This window comes from Paenibacillus sp. 23TSA30-6 (genome assembly GCF_014858585.1).
In the GTDB taxonomy this organism is placed as follows: domain Bacteria; phylum Bacillota; class Bacilli; order Paenibacillales; family Paenibacillaceae; genus Paenibacillus.
The window spans coordinates 48448-68470 of record NZ_SLTL01000029.1 but is presented as its reverse complement, the minus strand read 5'-3'; the positions used below and the strand labels follow the sequence as shown (position 1 = coordinate 68470).

The window sequence follows — 20023 nt, the reverse complement described above, 5'->3', positions numbered from 1 at the left end:
CCGTCCGTTCTATACAATAGTTACCTATATTATACAACATTAACGCGGTGTCGTCTTAAACAAAATCAACATAAAAAGGCTATCGAGACTTTCTCGACAGCCTGAAGCTTTCCATTCGGAAAGCTTCTTTTTTGAGCAGTATTAGCTGGGCTTTATTATGGTTTAATGGAAACTAGACAACCACCGTCATCAGGTAATCTTGTCGTTTCACTTCAGATTCTGCTGTTTTCAGAACATCCAGATACTGAGCAGAATTCGTCACGATGATCGGCGTGGCTGTCGGATAACCTGCAGCTTGAATTTGTTCAATGTCAAATTCGAGCAACAGCTGTCCCTGTGTAACCACGTCGCCTTCCTTCACACGCTTATCAAAAAATTGTCCTTTCAGCTTCACCGTATTGACCCCAACGTGGATCAGAATTTCTGCTCCGTCATTGGAAGTAATACCGATAGCATGTCCGGTCGGGAATACCGTCGTAATCGTTCCGTCTACAGGAGAAGTCAGTACGCCCTCTGTAGGTTCAATCAGAATTCCTTTACCCATAGCCCCTGATGCAAAAGCGACATCAGAAGATTCTTCGAGTGGCAGCACTTTACCTTGCAGTGGACTTACGAGAATTTCCTTCTCGATCAAAGTTTCTTTTTTCTCAGGTGTGGGTGCTGCTTTGACAGTTTCTTCTTTTGGATCATCAAAGCCCAATACCATAACTAGCACCATTGCAAGTACAAAGGCAACGAGCAGGCCGATGACAAGCCACAAGAATCCAGCACCAAAATAAGTAGGCAATGCCAACAAACTAGGCAGGGAGAAGGATTTTGCAGTCGCTCCGCCGGAAGCGATAATAGCCCCGCCAATACCACCGGAAATACAAGCATAAATAAATGGCTTTTTCAATTTCAAAGTTATGCCATAAATCGTAGGTTCTGTAATCCCAAAAACAGCCGCCAGCGTAGAGGAACCTGCCAAAGCCTTCATTTGAGTATTTCGGGATTTCAGGAATACGCCCAGTGTTGCACCAGCCTGAGAAAGTACGGCTGCTGTAAGCATCGGAAGCATCGTGTCATAACCCAATGTTGCAATATTCGACAGCATGACCGGAACGAAGCCCCAATGCACGCCGAAAATAACAAACACTTGCCAGAAAGCCCCGGCAACAGCACCAGCGACCAGCGGGCTTAAATTGTATACCCAGGTAAAGCCGTTCGCCAAGCCTTGACTGATTATGTTACCTATTGGACCAAAGGCCAGGAATGTCAACGGAATAACGACCAGCAAAACCAGCATCGGAACGATAATATTTTTCACCGATTGATGGATAAAGGAATTGAACCAGCGTTCCACATAGGACTGAACCCAGACTGCGAGAATAATTGGAATAACACTGGAACTGTAATTAATCAGAATGATCGGAATACTCAGAAACGCCAATCTTTCCGGGCTACTTACCGCCGCTATAACCGCCGGATAGACCAGAGCTCCGGCGATTGCGACCGATACAAAGGTGTTTGTCTTAAATTTACGGGATGATGTAACAGCCAGAAATACTGGCAGGAAATAAAATACGCTGTCCGAAGCAGCGCTTAGGATCAGATACGTACCGCTTTTATCATTAATCCAATGGAGTGACAAAATTAATGCCAGAATCCCTTTGAGCAAACCGGCTCCGGCAAGAGCGCCCAAGAGAGGCGAAAAAATGCTGGAAATGATATCGACGGCTTTACCAAGAAAGCTCGTTTTTTCGGAAGTCTCTTCCTTTTTCTCACCTGCATTTTCGGCATCCTGTAAATTCGTTTCTGCCATCATATGTTCAAATACTTGACCTACATTGTTGCCGACGACAACTTGAAACTGGCCGCCGCTTTCAACCACCGTAATGATACCGGGCGTTGCTTCCAATGCAGCTTTGTCTGCTTTTGTACGATCATTTAATTGAAATCTCAAGCGTGTAGCGCAATGGAATACCGAATTGACATTCTCTTCGCCGCCAACGAGGGTCACTATTTTTCTGGATAGCTCTTTATCGCTCATGTTCAGAACTCCTTATAGGTTATTCTTGATTTGGATAGGACTTTCTGTTTACTTCATGTTGCTAAGATGCGCCGGCGTGCATCTTTTTAACCTTGTAAACAAGAAAAACCTAAACTCGTAGCGAAAGCAACACGTCCTCTCCTTAAAGAAGAACGTGGATTTCGCCATCAGTTTAGGTTTTGCCTGCCTTACCAGTCACAATCCTTATACGATGAAATTATGAAGTTTTTAGCCAGATTTATGATTTGGCTTGTTACTTGGCAATGTTATTCCGCAATATTATTTCGCTCGGTCACTCGATGAATATGAATGGTCAGATATACATATTCGTCCTTGCTTAAATATTGATCGTATGTTTTTTCCAGATATTCATTGATCTTTTGTGCACAAGCGAAAGCTTCGGTATACGTCTGCTTTACCTGGTTGTACAAAAATTCTTCGCCGCTGTGAATGACCTCTTTACGAATCACCCGCATCGCAAAATATTGCAAATGCGTCAAAAATCTCGAATAGCTAAAAGAGGACTCGTCCAGCACAATACCGTAATGATACGTAATAATATTCAATATATGCTGAACAATCTCGGTCATTTTCAGCGTAGACTTCATTTCGTTACCGTCGATCCGAGCATTGACCATATGCAATGCGATAAAGCCCGCTTCGTCTTCGCCCAGCTTCACACCAAGCGTATTTTCAATTTTTTGCAGAGCATCCAGTCCAACCTCAAATTCTTTCTTGTAAAAGCGCTTAATCTCATACAGCATTGCGTTTTGGAGCGCGAGCCCCTTCTCTTGCCGCTGTATCGCAAAATGAATATGATCGGTCAGCGTTAAATAAATGTTATCGCTTAATTCCGTATCCAGCACATCCGTTGCATGGGTCACAATTTCATTTACGACCTCCAGATGCGATACAGGAATATCGTTCAGCAGCTCCGTTAATTTGGCTGTGAACTCGTTTTCATTTAACATGAAGATTTTATCTATTTTATGATCATCGACTTGGTCCCCAGCCACCTTTTTGAAGGAAATGCCTCTTCCCATTACGATGACCTCTTTGCCTTTATCATTTTTAGTCAACAGGACGTTGTTATTGAGCACCTTCTCAATAATCATTGAAGTTCCCCCTCCCATCCTTTACCAATAAAAAATGCCTAAGCACAATTCAACACTATTGTTAGCAATAGCATTCAATTGAACTCAGGCATTGCCCGCATTACCGGTCACAATCCTTTTATATAGTGCTATTGTAGCACAAAAAAAAGCGATTTCAACATATTTTATTCTTATTCGACAAAAAACATTACATACACAGGTACTTTCACCTAGCCCCCCGGTTAAGCGTTACTCTATGTAGTCGTGCGTTCAATGAGGCTGTATTGCAGGGTATGCAGCTCCATTTGGTGACCTACGAGCTGAGGGGAAAGCATGTAAAAAGCATTTTGCGCCTGAGCTGCAATCGGGTTCTGGATGGTCGTAATGCCCATAGTATGCGCAAGTTCCGTATTATCAAACCCGACAATCGCCAGATCTTCCGGCACGTTCAGCAGTTGTCTACGGGCTTCGCAGAGGATCCCAACCGCCACGTAATCGTTGGAGCACAGAATAGCCTGTGGGAATTCGTCCCGATACTGTAACAAATCACGCACCACCTGTTCACCGTCACGGATGTTATAGATGGAAGAATTATTCCAATGCTGCAATACAGGAAGATTGTGCTGCTCCATAATATACGCATAGGCTCGTTGTCTGCTGTGGGTGTTGATGCTACTCGGGCGACCAAAGGCATTGGCTATACGAGTATAGCCTTTTTGTATCAAGTGTTTTAGCGCTAGCATATATCCTTCATACTGGTCCATGGCGACGGAGCGAATATCGGTATGATCCATTCGTTGCCATGACACGATCGGGCCATACTTGCAATAAGTGCTTAACAAATCGGTATCATTTACACAGGAAATGATAACTAACGCATCAACTCTTTTTCTTTTCAGATCTTCGAAGGCCAGAAGCTCTTTCTTCTTGTCTTCTTCGGAAGTATAAATAATCGTTTGGAATTCATACTGGGCCGCCACCTCTACAAAGCTGTTCAGAAATGCGAGAACAATTTCATTAATGGTTGAAGTGATAATGCCAATTTGAAGGGTCTGACCTTTGGATAAGGAAATGGCGTTCCGGTTGGGAACGTAATCCAGCTCCTGCATGATTTTTAAAATTTTGCTTCTCGTTTCCTGGCTCACATGGGGGGAATTGTTTAATACTCTGGATACCGTAGCTTTGGAAAAGCCAGCCAGTTTGGCAATTTGATCAAGATTCGACATGATGCTTCTCCTCACATAAGAAAAATACTTGACATGAAACGCGTTACAACGCTTAGGATGCTTATGAGGGCATTACGTCCATTTTATATCATCTGTCAATGCATTTCAAAAGAACAGTTCTTATGATGTGGTATTATTCTGGCAATACTTGCGATATCGTAAAGCTAAGCCTTTAGGAAACGAGGGGATTTGCGAAATGACGATTCAAATTGCATATTTAGGATTTGGCAAAAGTACAACCAGATATCATCTGCCCTATGTTCAGATCAGGGACACCTTTCAAGTATCGAGAGTGTTCACACGCCAAGTGAGGGAGGACATGGAAACGGCTTACCCGGACATTCAGTTCTCGGACCAAATTATGGACGTTCTGGGCGACCCGGAAATATCACTCGTCGTTGTATGTACGCCTTCCTCTACGCATTATGAATATGCAAAATTGGCACTATCCCATGGCAAGCATGTGCTGGTGGAAAAGCCTTTTTGTGAAAACCTTGAGCAAGCGCGGGAACTGACCCAACTCGCCAAGGAACATAATCTCATCATTATGCCTTATCAAAACCGTAGGTTTGACAGCGATTATCTGGCGTTCAAGGAAGCTCTCCATTCCGGAAAACTGGGCGACATCGTCGAAATTGAATCCCATTACGATTATTTCCGTCCCGATGCCAGTATGCCCGGCGGCAATCCTGTCAACGGAATGTACTACGGACTCGGTGTTCATACATTGGACAGGCTCATCGCCTTATTTGGCAGACCGGAGCAAGTCGGGTATGACATCAAGTCCATTCGTACTCCTCAGGGCGCTGATGATTACAATGAAACCATATTGTATTACCCGAACAAAAAAGTGATTGTCAAAACCGCTCTTGTGGTGTGTCTGCCTTACCCGCAGTTCACCATTCACGGGACGAAAGGCAGCTTTGTCAAATGGGGGGACGATCAGCAGGAAACCTGGCTGAAAGCCGGCAAGACTCCGGATGCGGAAGGTTTCGGACTGGATGATCCGTCTTCCTATGGCAAGCTTAAATACGTGCTACCCGGTAGCAGTGAAGCTATTGAAGAAACCATTCCTACACCGGTAGGAGATTATGGACAACTGTATGACTCATTGTATGCGTCTATCGTGAACGGCACACCCAAGCTGGTTAAGGACGAGGAGATTTTGCTGACAATTGAAATATTGGAAAACGGCTTTAAGCAGCCTTCCCCGTCCATCGTTGATTTCCGGCGATAGACTTGCCATCAAGAAAGGTAGTTATGCCATAACCAGTGTGAGGGTGCTTACAACGAGGATGGTAAAGGCTGGTCCGCTCAGGACGTATCGCCACAAGGAATCAAGGGCTCTATTACAGAAGTGCCTACAGAAGACAATATGAAGCTGGTAGGTATTGATTTTTACCATCGTTACAAAGAAGATATCAAGCTGTTTGCGCAGGACAACACCTGATTGGAATGCTCCACAAGTGTTAACCTATAAACTAAGAAAAGAGGCTCTTATACTATGACTAAGACATTAAAAGGATTTCCGAAAAACTTTCTGTGGGGCGGGGCAACCGCAGCCAACCAATTGGAAGGCGCTTTTGACGTAGATGGAAAAGGATTGTCCAGTGCGGACGTAATTGCCTATGTACCCAAAGCAGAGCGCACAAACGATCATGCTATAGAGATTTCGTCCGAGCGACTCGAAGACATTTTGGCTGGCAAGGTAAATGCCCGTTTTCCAAAGCGCGAAGGTGTGGACTTCTATCATCATTACAAAGAAGATATCGCATTGTTTGCGGAAATGGGCTTTAAGGTATTCCGTATGTCCATCAACTGGTCGCGGATTTTCCCGAATGGCGATGATGCAGAGCCGAATGAAGCAGGACTGCAATTTTACGACAATGTATTTGACGAGCTGCGCAAGTATGGGATAGAGCCACTGGTGACATTGTCCCATTACGAAACACCGCTAGGTCTGACACAGAAGTATAATGGGTGGCTGGGTCGCGAAGTAATACAGCACTACGTAAATTATGCCGAAACGGTGTTTACACGTTATAAGGATAAAGTGAAATACTGGCTGACTTTTAATGAGATCAATGTGATGACGATGAGTCCGTTCACAGGTGGCGGTGTGGTCATTGACCGTGTAGATAACAAGCAACAAGCGATCTATCAAGCCCTGCATCACCAGTTTGTGGCGAGCGCATTGGCGACAAAACGAGGCCATGAGATTATTCCTGGCTCTCAAATCGGCTGTATGCTGGCTCGTATGGAAAGCTATGCACATACGTGTAACCCGGAGGACGTGCTGAAAAGTCAGCATGAAAACCAGATGAATCTGTTCTTTACGGATGTACATGCCCGTGGGGAATATTCAAATTATATGAACCGTTATTTTGAAGAAAATAATATTGTTTTGCACACAGAACCCGGCGATGCCGAAATTCTGAAAAACAACACGGTCGATTACATCTCATTCAGCTATTACATGACCTTGACTGTCTCTGCAGGTCCGGAAGGCGAGAAAGCAGCGGGGAACCTGATTGGCGGCGTGAAAAATCCATATTTGCAATCCTCTGACTGGGGCTGGCAGATTGATCCGATCGGCCTGCGTGTTACGCTGAACACATTATATGACCGTTATCAAAAGCCGCTGTTCATCGTGGAAAACGGCTTGGGTGCATATGACAAGGTGGAAGAAGACGGCTCCATTCACGACACGTATCGCATTGATTATTTGCGCCAACATATCGCTCAAATGAAGGAAGCGATTGCGGACGGTGTGGATCTGATCGGTTACACTAGCTGGGGACCTATCGACCTCGTGAGTATGTCCACTTCCGAAATGTCCAAGCGTTACGGATTTATTTATGTTGATCTGGACGATGACGGTAACGGAACACTGAAGCGCTCCAAGAAGGATTCTTTTGACTGGTACAAAAATGTAATTGCCACCAACGGCGAAGAACTGTAATCCAAGCTAACTGAATATAACCCAATATGGCCTGGGGGCGGGTGCGGCAGAGAACATCATGAGGATGAATCTGGCTGCGCCCGCCTTTATTTTATAGGCTCATCTTAAGATAACGAAACGACTTCACAAATTTTTCACTTGTAAAAAGCTGAAAGTTTTCTGTATAATAAAAAACAATTTCATATGTCTGGTTGATGTTTGCGGGAGATGGAACGTAAGTTCCGACCGAAGGGGCAAAACTCTCAGGTGCTTGGGCTGATAACAGCAACAAGCGGGACCGTAAACGGACAGAACTCTGGAGAGACCCTTAATTGGGCGCCGAAGGTGCACCGCAGATATCATCTGCTTAAACTCTCAGGCAAAAGGACAGAGACGCGAATAACCTGTGACAGGGGATGCCCTAGGCTTTTTTATGAGCTGTTAGTGGCTGAATCCTGCACAAGATGGTTGTATTTTTTCGTGCCTTTAACCTCTCCAGGAGTCGAATCAGCGGATTTGACTCTTTTTTGTTTTTTAATATGCTGGAGGAGCGGGTTGAAATGAATTTGGTACATGTGTTAGAAACGATTAGCAGTTGGATATGGGGGGCCCCTCTGATCATTCTCGTTATGGGAACAGGTTTGTGGCTGACCATACGTTTAAAAATGTTGCAGGTCTTCCGCCTGCCTCTGGCGATCAAGCTGATCGGCAAGGCCCCAAATGAAGGTAGCGGGGATGTCAGCAGCTTTGCGGCCCTGAGTACGGCGCTGGCGGCTACAGTAGGTACAGGAAGTATCGTCGGCGTTGCAACAGCGATTAAGCTGGGGGGACCGGGTGCCTTGTTCTGGATGGTTGTTGCAGCCTTTTTCGGGATGGCGACGAAATATGCGGAAGGTGTGCTTGCGGTAAAATACCGGGTGAAGGATCGGAATGGACAATTTTCCGGCGGCCCGATGTATTATATTGAAAAAGGGCTTGGACGCCGCTTTAAACCGCTGGCCATGCTATTCGCCTTTTCCGGGATGCTGGTGGCGCTGTTCGGGATTGGAACGTTTCCGCAGGTCAAAGCGATTGTATCCTCGACCGAAAACAGCTTCGGTGTTCCGCCGATTGTAACGGCAGTGATCATTGCTACCCTTACGGGACTCGTTACCATTGGAGGACTCAAGAGCATTGCCAAGGTATCGACCAAAGTGGTCCCTTTCAAAACAGGCTTGTACGTGCTGATCTGTATGATCGTACTGATTCGGTTCGCCGATCAGATTCCTGCCGCACTCGCACTTGTGCTGCATTCGGCATTTTCCACGACGTCTGCGACGGGTGGATTTGCCGGGGCTACAATTATGCTGGCAATGCGCAGCGGGGTAGCCAGAGGGATTTTTGCCAATGAGGCCGGATTGGGAAGCGCACCGATTGCAGCCGCAGCCGCCAAAACCAAATGGCCTGCGGAGCAGGGGTTGATTTCCATGACAGGTGTCTTTATAGATACGATGATTATTTGTGTGATGACCGGGTTGACGCTTCTGGTTAGCGGCGTATGGAGCGGTCCTACCGATGCGGGCTTGATGACGCAGCAAGCTTTCTCCAGCGCATTCCCGCTTGGTGCGGAACTGCTCACAATCATTCTGATTATGTTTGCGTTCACCACCATGCTTGGCTGGAACTACTACGGAGAACGCTGTGTTGAATATTTGCTGGGTGTCAAATGGATTAAACCGTACCGTTATCTGTTCATTGCGCTGGTTGCCGGAGGCGCGTTTATTAAGCTGGATGCGATCTGGTTACTGGCAGATATCTTTAACGCCATGATGGCCTTCCCGAACTTGATTGCACTGCTTGGCTTGTCGGGAATTGTAGTTGCAGAAACCCGTACCTATATGGATTCCCTGTATCCCAACAAGAAAAAGGGAATACTCGCAGGTGCCAGTGCAGGAGCAGCCATAGACATAGAAGAAAAAGGACAAACAGTCAGCTCGTAAAGAAACAACGAAAAGGGAGTGTCCCTCAGCCATTACAGCTGGGAGGGCACTCCCTTTTTGCGTTATAGAGCAGGATGAAGCTCGGGCGCTCTATAGATATGTGTACTTAGCTTACTTTAGGATTAGCTTAAATTGCCGGGTACAGATTTGGACAGACGGCCAGTTGTAATCGCTGTAGGTCGTACAGCAGGACGAATAATCTTCATGTTATTTCACCTCCTCCGATTGGGATTGCAGCCACACCGTACGCAAGGTTCGCTTGATCTGCCGTTTTTCGTAGGAGCAAGGGCGGTTCCCCGTGCGCATCCGGTACAGGGGGCAATGATTCCCCTGACAGGCAGGTCGGAAAAAGCAGGCTTGGCACTTTGCGTCCGTTTCTTCACCTGAAGTGGTCCACAGCGCCATTTTATCGAGATCCAGCTCCATGCTCCCATCCCCGTGAATCTGGCCCAACTGATTGTTTTCCTGATCTATGGCGACTGAGCATTTGTACAGCTTTCCGTCTGATCCTATAATCAGGGAATTGGGCTTGGCTGCGTAGCATATGGCTCCTGTAGGGAGCAGGATATCCGAGATAAAGGAGCTGACAGTCAATCCCTGTGCAATGGCTGCTTCGTTAAACTCCCATATTTTACGGTCTTTCGTACGGTCGTCGCATACGGGCAAATTCAGATCATTTTCGCCCCCCATACAGCCGACAGGCCGGAAATATACTTTAAATCGGGGATCATCTGCAAACCATTCCGTAAGCTGCGGGATAAAGTCAGTGACGGCCTCCAGGTTACTGTTATCGAAGTTAACGCGCAAATTAATCTCAAACGGTCGTTGTACGTCTTTTAAAGACAGAAGATTATCGACGATACGACGGAATGTACCGCCTCCGCCATGCAGCCCGCGTCGTGCATCGTGGACTTCCTCGCTGCCGTCGAGCGTAACCATGAATCGTTCCACACGCCAGTCCAACAGCTGCTCAAATCGTTCACGGGACAAATAGTAGCCGTTCGTCGAAATTTCTGCGCCATAGAGGACACCGTGCTGGTCGCAGGAGCGAATAAAGGATTGAGATAGTTGCTCTATAACGTGCGGTGCCAATAATGGCTCACCCCCGTGCCAGCTAATCGTGAGCTGCTGGAGATTGCCGCTTTGAGCTTGCTGCTGAATATAGGCTTCCAGCCCGGACACAACGTGATTCTTCATCGTCGCTCTCGGGAAGGATTCGTAGCAATAGAGGCAACGGAAGTTGCAGGCCTCGGTAGCGAGCAATACCAGATGCATACTATTCTGCTGCTGCACAGACTGATGTAATTCCTCCGCTTGTTTTAGCTCATCGGTTGCAGCATTGACCAGAAAGCCATGCTGTAGAAGCTGCTCCTGCAAGGAAAGGCTGCTTTCAGGCACAGGGTCATCCGGTCTGGCGTCAAGCAAGGCCACTACCTGCTGATTTTCCTCTGGCCCAAATACCGCGAGGGCTCCTGTATAGCTGTTGAACAGCATAAGCCCGCCGTCATCCACTGCGGTTCGCGCATTAAAACGCGAAGGCTTCCATTGCACGTTCTGTGTCATGAATTCGTTACACATCCTTTGTTGTTGTAAATATTGTTCTGGGCTGATCTGTTCACCAGTCCGAGATGACAACTCTACAATGATGGCTTTTAGATGAAGAGCTGGCAATGACACTCATCACATTTCTCACACCAAGACAAGAACAGGCATTCCACACTAAAAAGGCTGTCATGCCCGTATTACAGGAGCATGGCAGCCTTGGGAACGGAATCGGATGTTTATAGCGATGCTCGTAGCTGTGCAGATCCTCCAGCAGCTTAGGCGCAGTTTCAATGACGGTTTGCAGTACGGAAAAGCATATGCGATCTTGCAAAGGTGTATTTTTGACATTGTGAAAATACTGCTCAAACACGTGGCTCATCATATGATTTTCTCCAAAAATTAATTTGGTGGGATTTAAGTAAATCTAATCTTTGACCGCTCCGGCGGCAAGATCGGAAATAAACTGGCGGCTAATGAAAAGAAACAAAATGATGAGCGGCAGTACAGCCAGCAGGGTGCCAGCAATGACCATCGCATAATCCGTATTGTAAATCCCGTTCAATTGGGACAATGCAATCTGGAGCGTAAATTTGCGCGCATCGGTTAATACAATTAACGGCCATAAATAATCATTCCATGCTCCTATGAAGGTGAATGCGCCGAGAAAAGCGAACGCAGGACGTAGAATCGGGAGGGCCACATTCCAATACAACCGAAAAAAGCTGCATCCGTCCATCCGCCCCGCATCCAGCAGTTCCGTTGGAATGGATTCCTCCGCATATTGGCGTATCCAGAAGATGCCGAAGGCATTCACCATCCCCGGAATGATCAGTGCTTTGAACGTACCTACCCATCCAAAGGTAGCCATCATGACAAAGGAGGGGACAAGCGACAGTTGGGAAGGGACCATCATCGTAGCCAGCAGGATGATGAATAATGCCTTTTTGCCCGGAAAATCAAATTTGGCAAATGCAAAACCGGCCAGTGAATCGAAAAACAGCACCAACAGGGTAACGGAGCTGGCTACAAAAAGCGTATTAAAAAAGGCTCCGGCAAAATCAATCTGCTGCAATACTCTCGTCACATTGCTCCAGAAGTGGCTTCCAAACCACAACTGTGGTGGAAAACGATAGATGTCCGAAGTGGTACGGGTAGCCATGACGATAAGCCAGTAAAAAGGAAACATCGACAGGATCATTCCCGCCAACAGCCCGGTATATAAAATAACGGATTTTACACGTGCCTGCATCATGCTGTAAACCCCCTTCCTGCCGTTATTTTTTGCCTTGTACGAGTTTCCAGTTCACGATGGAGAACAGGGCAATAATGAGGAACATGCCCCATCCGACGGCTGCACCATATCCAAAATAGTTGTTAATGAACGATTCACGATACAGATACAACACAATGGTCATGCCACTTGCTCCGGCACCACCGTCATTACCGACCAGCACCTGCGGCTCGGTGAACAACTGCATTCCGCCAATGGTGGACGTAATCACGGTAAACAGGATGACCGGACGCAGCATGGGAATGGTGATGCGGAAGAAAGCTTGCGCTCCAGTTGCTCCATCTATTTTCGCAGCCTCATACAGCACATGCGGAATACTCTGGAGTCCGGCCAGATAGATGATCGCGTTGTAGCCGGTCCATCTCCATACGACCATGGAGGAAACGGCGATTTGGATTCCCCACGGCACATTAAGCCACTGGATCATAGGCAAGCCCAGGAGTTGCAGCAGGTAATTGAGAAATCCGAAATTATTGGCAAATAAAGCGCCAAAGATGATGGCAACAGCCACAATGGATGTCACGTTCGGCAGAAAAAATCCCACCCGCCACAGGGTACGCATTTTGACAAAAGGTGCATAAAGCAGGAAGGCAATAATCAGCGCAAAAAATAACATCGGAATCGTCGAGTACACCCAGATCACAAAGGTATTGCCCACAGCCTGCCAAAATTCGTTATCTGTCACAAGGTAGCGAAAATTACCCCAGCCGTTATAGGTCATGTCTCCGATACCATCCCATTTATGAAACGCCAGATATAATGAAAAACAGATCGGAAACAAGCCGAAGATGCCAAACAGCAGGTAAAACGGCGAGATTGCGGCATATACGGCACGGTGCTTCCAGATTTCTTTCAGCATATTGACCACACGCCTTTTTTGAATTTTTGATTTTTTACCGCTGTAATTCCCGTTCGATTCGATCCATCGTTTCCGTCCATAATGCATCGGGATCGGCATTCTGCTTGGCGACATTGGCAAGGCGGCGGGTCACAATGCCGTGGATGACAGGATAACGCTCACCAAAATAGCTGCTTTTGACATTACGTGCGGAGGCGGCAAAGATCAGTCCGGTGGCCTGACCGCCAAAGAAAGGTTCGGGTGTCTCCATGACAGGGTCGCCATAGACGCCGGGAGTGGACGGGAACAGCCCGATCTTTTGGTAGGCTTCCAGTTGGTGCTCCGGGTTTTGCAGCCAGGTCAGCACTTCAAAGGCTTCTTTGGGATGTTTGCTGGATTTGAGGATGGAAATGAAAGATCCACCCAAATTGCCGTCCCCTCCAGGGGCACGGGCGACTCTCCACTTGCCCGCAGTATCCGGTGCAGCCTCCGTGAGAACCTGCTTCATCCAGATTGCGCCTACAAAAGAGGCGACTTTTCCGTTATTGACCGAAGCATTCCATTCAGGGGTCCAGCCATCCGCATTGGCGAGTAGATGCTTCTTGTGAAAAGCCACGGCGGTTTGCCAGCCCAAACGGATATGAGGGGATTGATTGCCGATGTAGCTGCCGTCCGGCTTGAAGTACAGGTCTGTATTTTGGGCAAGTATTTGATTGTAAACGTTTACAATATTGTCGGCTAAAAACGAACGGCTGCCGAGCTTTTGCTGAAGCTGTTCTCCGGCGGCCATATAATCGTCCCATGTGCGAATCGTAGCACTGACCTTCTCAGGATCACTGGGCAGACCAGCCTGCGCAAAGAGATCGCTGCGATAGAAGAGGGCAGTGGGACCTGTATCCATCGGAAAAGCAATCATTTTGCCGTCAGGGGTAACGCCCTGATTCCATTTCCACTCCAAATATTGATCCTTGAACTGATCGGCTCCCAATGTCCTCAAATCATAAAAACGATCCGCACTGGGAAACAACTCTACCATCCAGTCGTTTAAAGCTACGATGTCCGGTTCACCGGAACGGGCTGCCAGAGTCGTCTTGAGCTTGGCTTTGAAATCACCGCCGATTTTTTGGGTGATCAATTCAATGCCGGGAAACTGTTTTTCGGCACGAGCGAGCAATTCATCGTCAATCGAACGGTTCCAGTACCATAATGTAAGCGTTATCTTTTTGTGGTTTGACAAATTGCCTTCAGATGAACGGCCTTCAGAGGACAGAGGGCCGCTACAACCACTAATCATCGTGAGGAAAGCAAGATATAACACCAGCCATCGCACTGTCTTCACATCATTTCCCTCCTTGCTATCTGAGATGGTCTACCCACTGAACAAGTTGTAAATGGTTTAGCTCCATCATATGAAGCGGTTATCCATTTATGTGCATATGCCTTAACCAAAAACAAAAAATTTGAAACATATATCCACTTGAGCATTTTGCAACAATCCCAAGAGCGATTTCAAATCAGAAATTTATAGATCGAAACGGTTTAGTTCGTCTATATATTGTACTTTCGAGCGTTGGAAATCGAATTATGCAAAATGCTGACTTAAAAAGCACGTGCGTCTCTTGCATGAAGATCACACGTGCTTAAGTCCAGAGGGCAGATCATTACATCAACCGTTGTATTTCATCTTTCAGAATTTCGGATCGCGTACCGAAAATAACCTGTACAGTACCGCTGCCAAGCCTGATGACTCCCGACGCTCCGAGCTGCTTGAGAGCTTGGTCGTTAACCGTTTTGTCGTCTTTGACGACGAGACGCAGCCGTGTGATGCACGCATCGATGCTTTGGATATTGTCTGAACCGCCGAGATAGGTCAGCACCTTGACTGCATGACTGGATTGACTGTCAGATGCGGCACCCGCCTTTTCGCTGGGTACGGATTTGTTAGTGTCAGACAGGAGGCTGTCTTCTGCATCGTCTTCACGTCCAGGAGTTTTTAGGTTGAATTTGAGAATGATGAATCGGAACAGGAAGTAATATACGACGGTAAAAGCAAGCCCGACCAGGATCATTCGCAATGGGTGGGTGGAGAGCTTCATATTGACCAGATAGTCAATGAGTCCTGCCGAAAAAGAAAAGCCGAGTTTGACATCCAGTAGGTACATGATCAGGCCACTCAGACCTGTAAGCAGTGCATGGATGCCGTAAAGCAACGGTGCAACGAACATAAAGGAAAATTCGAGGGGCTCGGTAATTCCGGTCAGGAACGATGCCAGCGCAGAACCGATGAAGATGGAAGCGACCGCTTTACGTTTTTCCGGTTTGGCCGTATGAATAAACGCGAGGGCAGCCGCAGGCAGAGCGAACATCATAATGGGGAAGAAGCCGGACATAAACATTCCTGCCGATTTATCGCCTGCGAAGAAACGTGTCAGGTCACCATGAACGACCTCGCCTGCCGCATTGGTGTAGTCTCCAATCTGAAACCACGCGATAGAGTTTAGTACATGGTGCAGACCGAGCGGAATCAGCAGCCGATTAGCGATCATGAATACCATCGACCCGATTCCGCCAAAGCCGACAATCCAGTTGCCGAAGGCTGCAATCCCATCTTGTATCGGACTCCAGATCATACCAAGCAGAATGGCCAGAAACATGGTCGTGAAGGCCGTGATCATAGGGACGAAACGTTTGCCCGAGAAGAAACCGAGCCAATCCGGAAGCTGGATGTTGTGATATTTTTTGAACAGGAAAGCAGACCATCCACCGATAAAAATACCACCCAGTACGCCCATGTCTAGCTTGACGTCATCCGGGATGTATGCAAATATGCCCGGTACTGCCGCCAAAATGCGGGTCAGCACCATGTAGGCAATGACTGCTGATAGTGCGGCTACAGCGTCCCCGGCCAGGCCAATAGCAACACCGATGGCAAAAATTAACGCCAGATTGCCGAAGATGGCACCCGCCCCCTCGTTCAGAAAAGGAGTGACATAATGATTCAGAAATCCGCCCACTTCGGGACCAAGCGGTATATCCGTTTCATAGTTAATCAGAGCCAATCCTTGTAAAATCCCTGCGGCGGGTAGTGTGGCTACTGGAAGCATTAACGACTTGCCAATTTTTTGCAGAAATATCAGCATAACATTCTTCCCTTCTTCGTCGAGTTTGGGAGCGTCGTACCATCCTGAAATCCTTATTTCCGCCCATTTTTTTACATCATAAATCGGGAAATCTGACACGGTCAACGATTATTTTAGTACATAAGAAATCGTAAATCCGCAGTTGACATCGCTTACAAGCTTATATAATATCAAATTTAAGTTAATAATCGTGACGGAGACAAGAGAGCCACGCAGACATCCCATGCAAGAGCACAGGGGGCGGTTTGTGATGGCTTTTCTTTTTTTGTGCGCGGTGAAAGCGATTAAAAATCGGTTGATCTATTGAGGAGGTAGGTTGTATGTCGCCATACGCAGCCGAATTCGTAGGGACAATGATCCTTATTGCTCTAGGTGGCGGAGTGTGCGCAGGGGTGTCCCTGAAAAAATCATTTGCCCACGGCTCTGGCTGGATTGTGATCGGATTCGGATGGGGGCTCGCGGTCGCCGTTGCGGTATATGCGGTTGGCCAGATCAGCGGAGCACATTTGAATCCGGCGGTGACGCTGGCGCTTGCATTTCAGGGAGCTTTTCCGTGGAGGGATGTTCCGGGCTATATTACAGTTCAGCTTCTTGGGGCCATGGCGGGTGCCGTGATCGTGGTTCTGCATTATTTACCCCACTGGAAAGAGACGGAGGACACAGCAACCAAACTCAGTGTATTTGCTACAGGACCGGCTATGGATCATCCGTTTGCCAACGTGCTTAGTGAAATGATCGGTACTTTCATCTTTGTTCTTGCTTTGCAGTCATTCGGTGCCAACTCCTTTACTGAGGGACTGAAACCACTTATTGTGGGTTTTCTGGTTGTCAGTATCGGCTTGTCCTTGGGCGGGACGACAGGTTATGCTATTAATCCGGCTAGAGATTTGGGCCCGCGTCTTGTGCACTGGTTGCTTCCGATTCCCGGTAAAGGCACATCTAACTGGAAATATGCCTGGGTGCCAATTGTAGGTCCGTTGCTGGGGGGCTCTTTCGGAGGGTTGTTTTACCAGACCGTATTTAAAGGGAATATGACTCCAGCTTTCTGGATTGTGTTGGGTATGATTGTAGTGGTACTTATGATTACCTTTCGTTTCAGCCGTACTTATAAAAGTGATAAAGCTAATAAAATAACAGCATAAAATGAGCGGATTACAGGGGGAGAGATCAACGATGGAAAAATATATTTTGTCACTGGATCAGGGAACGACAAGCTCAAGAGCGATTTTGTTTAACAGTAAAGGGGATGTGGTGTACTCGGCTCAGCGGGAGTTTCCGCAATACTTTCCTCATCCCGGCTGGGTAGAACAGAATGCGAATGAAATCTGGAGTTCCATTCTTGGGGTCATTGCATCCTGTCTATCCGAATCCGGTGTAAAAGCGAACCAAATTGCCGCTATCGGCATTACCAATCAGCGTGAATCGGTAGCCGTGTGGGACAAAAATACAGGACTTCCTGTGTATAACGTACTTGTATGGCAGTCGCGCCAAACCTCCGAGATCTGCGAAGAACTGAAGCAGCAAGGGCATGAGGAGCTATTCCACAGTAAAACAGGGCTGTTGATTGACCCGTATTTCTCAGGCACAAAAGTGAAGTGGATACTGGATCATGTAGAAGGTGCGCGGGAAAAGGCAGAGCGAGGCGACTTGCTGTTCGGTACGATTGATTCGTGGCTGATCTGGAAGCTATCCGGCGGCAAGGCGCATGTGACCGATTATTCCAACGCAGCCAGAACACTGATGTATAACATTTATGAGCTAAAGTGGGACGAAGAACTGCTGGACATTCTCGGTGTGCCAAAAAACATGCTGCCTGAGGTACGGCCTTCTTCCGAGGTATATGCGCATACGGTGGATTATCATTTCTTTGGTCAAAATATACCGATTGCAGGCGCAGCGGGTGATCAGCAGGCGGCTCTATTTGGTCAGGCTTGTTACGAAAAAGGGATGATCAAGAATACTTACGGCACAGGTTGCTTCATGCTGATGAACACGGGCGATCAACCGGTGGAGTCCAAGCATGGACTTATTACGACCATCGCTTGGGGGCTGGAGGAAGGCAAGGTGCAATATGCGCTGGAGGGGAGTGTCTTTGTAGCGGGTTCGGCGATTCAGTGGCTTCGTGACGGTCTGCGTATGTTCCGTGAAGCCAAAGACAGTGAAGCCTATGCAGCCCGCGTTCCCTCTTCGGAAGGGGTGTATCTGGTACCTGCTTTTGTCGGACTAGGCAGTCCTTACTGGGATAGCGAGGTGCGTGGAGCGATGTTTGGCCTGACACGGGGCACGACAAAGGAACATTTTATCCGCGCAACACTGGAGGCACTTGCTTACCAGACGAAAGACGTGCTTGCCGCGATGGAAATTGACTCCGGTATTGCAGTGAAGACGTTACGGGTGGATGGGGGAGCCGTGCTGAACAATTTCCTGATGCAATTCCAGAGCGATATTCTGGATGCCACAGTAGAACGGCCTGTGATCCATGAGACGACGGCACTCGGAGCCGCATGTCTGGCAGGTTTGGCGATTGGATATTGGAAGAGCATGGATGAGCTGCGCAAGCGTGTGAAGGTGGAGCGGTCTTTTGCCCCCGCTATGGATGAAGAAACGCGCAGCAGTTTGTATGAGGGCTGGAAAAAGGCCGTGAATGCGACGATGGCCTACAAATGAGTGTTGTAACCGTGAAAAAGAAGGCTGCTCTTTGCAGAGCGGCCTTTGTCATAGTTTTAAAGAGGAATTACGCTCAAATATCCTGAAATTCTAGTATAACGGGACAGTGATCGCTGCCTGTAATATGGCAATCAATCTTCGCATCTGACAACAACGGGCGAAGTCTGTCCGAGACGAGAAAGTAGTCGATTCGCCAGCCGATATTCCGTTCTCTCACCTTCGGCATGTAGGACCACCAGGAATAAACATCCGTTCGGTCGGGATAAAAGTGTCTAAAAGTATCTATAAATCCAGCGCTCAGCAACTGCGACATTCTGTCACGTTCCTCAGGCGTAAATCCGGCATTTCCGTGGTTGGCTTTCGCATTTTTCAGGTCAATTTCCTGATGAGCCACGTTCAAATCGCCGCAAACAATGACAGGCTTCAACGTATCCAGCTGTTGCAGATAGCTGCGGAATCGGTCTTCCCATTCCAGTCTGTAAGGCAGTCTGGACAAATCCCGTTTGGTATTCGGAGTGTACACATTGACCAGATAGAACTTCTCAAATTCCAGAGTAATGATTCTACCTTCCGGCTCTTCATTTTCCTCCAGGCCATAATGTACGGAAAGCGGTTTGATTTTGGTGAAAATAGCAGTGCCAGAATATCCTTTTTTTTCGGCATAATTCCAATACTGCGTGTATTCCTCCATGTTCTCCATGACAATTTGTCCCTCTTGAAGCTTGGTTTCCTGCACGCAAAATATATCGGCATCTGTTTCTTTTACATAGGTATAAAATCCTTTGGTCACACAAGCTCTTAAACCATTGACATTCCAAGATATGATTTTCATTTATTAATTCTCCCTTGCCGTACCAAACATGTAAGCATACTGCTTTATTTCTGTGGCACTTCGTCAGTTCATGCTCGTCGGAAAATATTTAACATTAGATGATAGCATTCTCAGCGTTTTTTTGAAGTGGATACGAACTTTTCTACATTAGAATAGAATATATTTTTTTGTGCGGGGGTTGTGAAACGAAAAAAAGCTCCCTTACGGAAGCTTCTCACGATAACGTCCCAGGAGGGATTCGAACCCCCGACCGACGGCTTAGAAGGCCGTTGCTCTATCCAGCTGAGCTACTGGGACATAAAATTCAAGCGAAGATTAATATATCACATGGATAAAAAAGATTCAAGCTTTATTTCGCATATATCCGGAATTCAGGCTTTCTTTAGCATAAAAATCAAGGTAGCTATCGTTTTTTTCGCCTCATAAAAGGGTATGTTAGAA

At 47.2% G+C, this 20023-nt stretch carries 14 protein-coding genes, 1 tRNA gene, 2 pseudogenes and 2 riboswitches; of the genes and pseudogenes, 6 read left to right on the top strand and 11 right to left on the bottom strand.

Annotated features, from left to right (window positions below; genetic code table 11):
* Window positions 1-172: 172 nt before the first annotated feature.
* The 3 genes from E0698_RS21580 to E0698_RS21570 form a co-directional block, all read right to left on the bottom strand.
* Window positions 173-2029, bottom strand: a complete 1857-nt coding sequence (locus tag E0698_RS21580; RefSeq protein ID WP_192512872.1) for a beta-glucoside-specific PTS transporter subunit IIABC — start codon at window positions 2027-2029, stop codon at window positions 173-175.
* Window positions 2030-2295: 266 nt separating this feature from the next.
* Entirely contained in the window at window positions 2296-3144 is an 849-nt protein-coding gene (gene licT, locus E0698_RS21575) for a BglG family transcription antiterminator LicT (RefSeq protein ID WP_192512871.1), read from the bottom strand.
* Between the two features lie 233 nt (window positions 3145-3377).
* Window positions 3378-4349: a LacI family DNA-binding transcriptional regulator gene (locus E0698_RS21570; protein ID WP_134913010.1), complete on the bottom strand. Its 972-nt coding sequence runs from the start codon at window positions 4347-4349 to the stop codon at window positions 3378-3380.
* A gap of 196 nt (window positions 4350-4545) precedes the next feature.
* Here E0698_RS21570 and E0698_RS21565 point away from each other — a divergent pair, with 196 nt between their 5' ends.
* The 4 genes and pseudogenes from E0698_RS21565 to E0698_RS21550 all read left to right on the top strand — a co-directional run bounded on the left by E0698_RS21565 (window position 4546) and on the right by E0698_RS21550 (window position 9269).
* Window positions 4546-5586: an oxidoreductase gene (locus E0698_RS21565; RefSeq protein WP_192512870.1), complete on the top strand. Its 1041-nt coding sequence runs from the start codon at window positions 4546-4548 to the stop codon at window positions 5584-5586.
* Between the two features lie 30 nt (window positions 5587-5616).
* Window positions 5617-5787: pseudogene (locus E0698_RS21560) on the top strand (family 1 glycosylhydrolase); the annotation flags it as partial.
* Window positions 5788-5853: 66 nt separating this feature from the next.
* Window positions 5854-7311: a glycoside hydrolase family 1 protein gene (locus E0698_RS21555; protein WP_149094793.1), complete on the top strand. Its 1458-nt coding sequence runs from the start codon at window positions 5854-5856 to the stop codon at window positions 7309-7311.
* A 191-nt stretch (window positions 7312-7502) separates the two neighbouring features.
* Window positions 7503-7579, top strand: a riboswitch (glycine riboswitch).
* Between the two features lie 17 nt (window positions 7580-7596).
* A riboswitch (glycine riboswitch) is annotated at window positions 7597-7691 on the top strand.
* A 159-nt stretch (window positions 7692-7850) separates the two neighbouring features.
* Entirely contained in the window at window positions 7851-9269 is a 1419-nt protein-coding gene (locus tag E0698_RS21550; protein ID WP_337916437.1) for an alanine/glycine:cation symporter family protein, read from the top strand.
* A gap of 207 nt (window positions 9270-9476) precedes the next feature.
* Here E0698_RS21550 and E0698_RS21545 read toward each other — a convergent pair whose 3' ends face one another.
* The 6 genes and pseudogenes from E0698_RS21545 to E0698_RS21520 form a co-directional block, all read right to left on the bottom strand.
* The gene (locus tag E0698_RS21545) at window positions 9477-10832 is read right to left on the bottom strand and encodes a radical SAM/SPASM domain-containing protein (protein ID WP_192512868.1); all 1356 of its coding nucleotides are present in this window, start codon (window positions 10830-10832) and stop codon (window positions 9477-9479) included.
* A 223-nt stretch (window positions 10833-11055) separates the two neighbouring features.
* Window positions 11056-11202, bottom strand: a pseudogene (locus E0698_RS21540) (NADH-dependent alcohol dehydrogenase); the annotation flags it as partial.
* Window positions 11203-11238: 36 nt separating this feature from the next.
* Entirely contained in the window at window positions 11239-12066 is an 828-nt protein-coding gene (locus tag E0698_RS21535; protein ID WP_134913014.1) for a carbohydrate ABC transporter permease, read from the bottom strand.
* A 22-nt stretch (window positions 12067-12088) separates the two neighbouring features.
* Complete coding sequence (locus tag E0698_RS21530; protein WP_192512873.1) at window positions 12089-12964, bottom strand: carbohydrate ABC transporter permease; 876 nt, start codon at window positions 12962-12964, stop codon at window positions 12089-12091.
* A gap of 34 nt (window positions 12965-12998) precedes the next feature.
* Window positions 12999-14282: an extracellular solute-binding protein gene (locus tag E0698_RS21525; RefSeq protein ID WP_192512867.1), complete on the bottom strand. Its 1284-nt coding sequence runs from the start codon at window positions 14280-14282 to the stop codon at window positions 12999-13001.
* Window positions 14283-14604: 322 nt separating this feature from the next.
* The gene (locus E0698_RS21520; protein WP_192512866.1) at window positions 14605-16083 is read right to left on the bottom strand and encodes a PTS transporter subunit EIIC; all 1479 of its coding nucleotides are present in this window, start codon (window positions 16081-16083) and stop codon (window positions 14605-14607) included.
* A gap of 320 nt (window positions 16084-16403) precedes the next feature.
* Here E0698_RS21520 and E0698_RS21515 point away from each other — a divergent pair, with 320 nt between their 5' ends.
* Together E0698_RS21515 and glpK are read left to right on the top strand one after the other, a co-directional pair.
* Window positions 16404-17225, top strand: a complete 822-nt coding sequence (locus tag E0698_RS21515; RefSeq protein ID WP_192512865.1) for an MIP/aquaporin family protein — start codon at window positions 16404-16406, stop codon at window positions 17223-17225.
* A gap of 31 nt (window positions 17226-17256) precedes the next feature.
* Complete coding sequence (gene glpK / locus E0698_RS21510; protein ID WP_192512864.1) at window positions 17257-18750, top strand: glycerol kinase GlpK; 1494 nt, start codon at window positions 17257-17259, stop codon at window positions 18748-18750.
* Window positions 18751-18823: 73 nt separating this feature from the next.
* Here glpK and E0698_RS21505 read toward each other — a convergent pair whose 3' ends face one another.
* Complete coding sequence (locus E0698_RS21505; RefSeq protein ID WP_192512863.1) at window positions 18824-19582, bottom strand: exodeoxyribonuclease III; 759 nt, start codon at window positions 19580-19582, stop codon at window positions 18824-18826.
* Window positions 19583-19805: 223 nt separating this feature from the next.
* Window positions 19806-19879: transfer RNA gene (locus tag E0698_RS21500), tRNA-Arg, on the bottom strand.
* Window positions 19880-20023 lie beyond the last annotated feature (144 nt).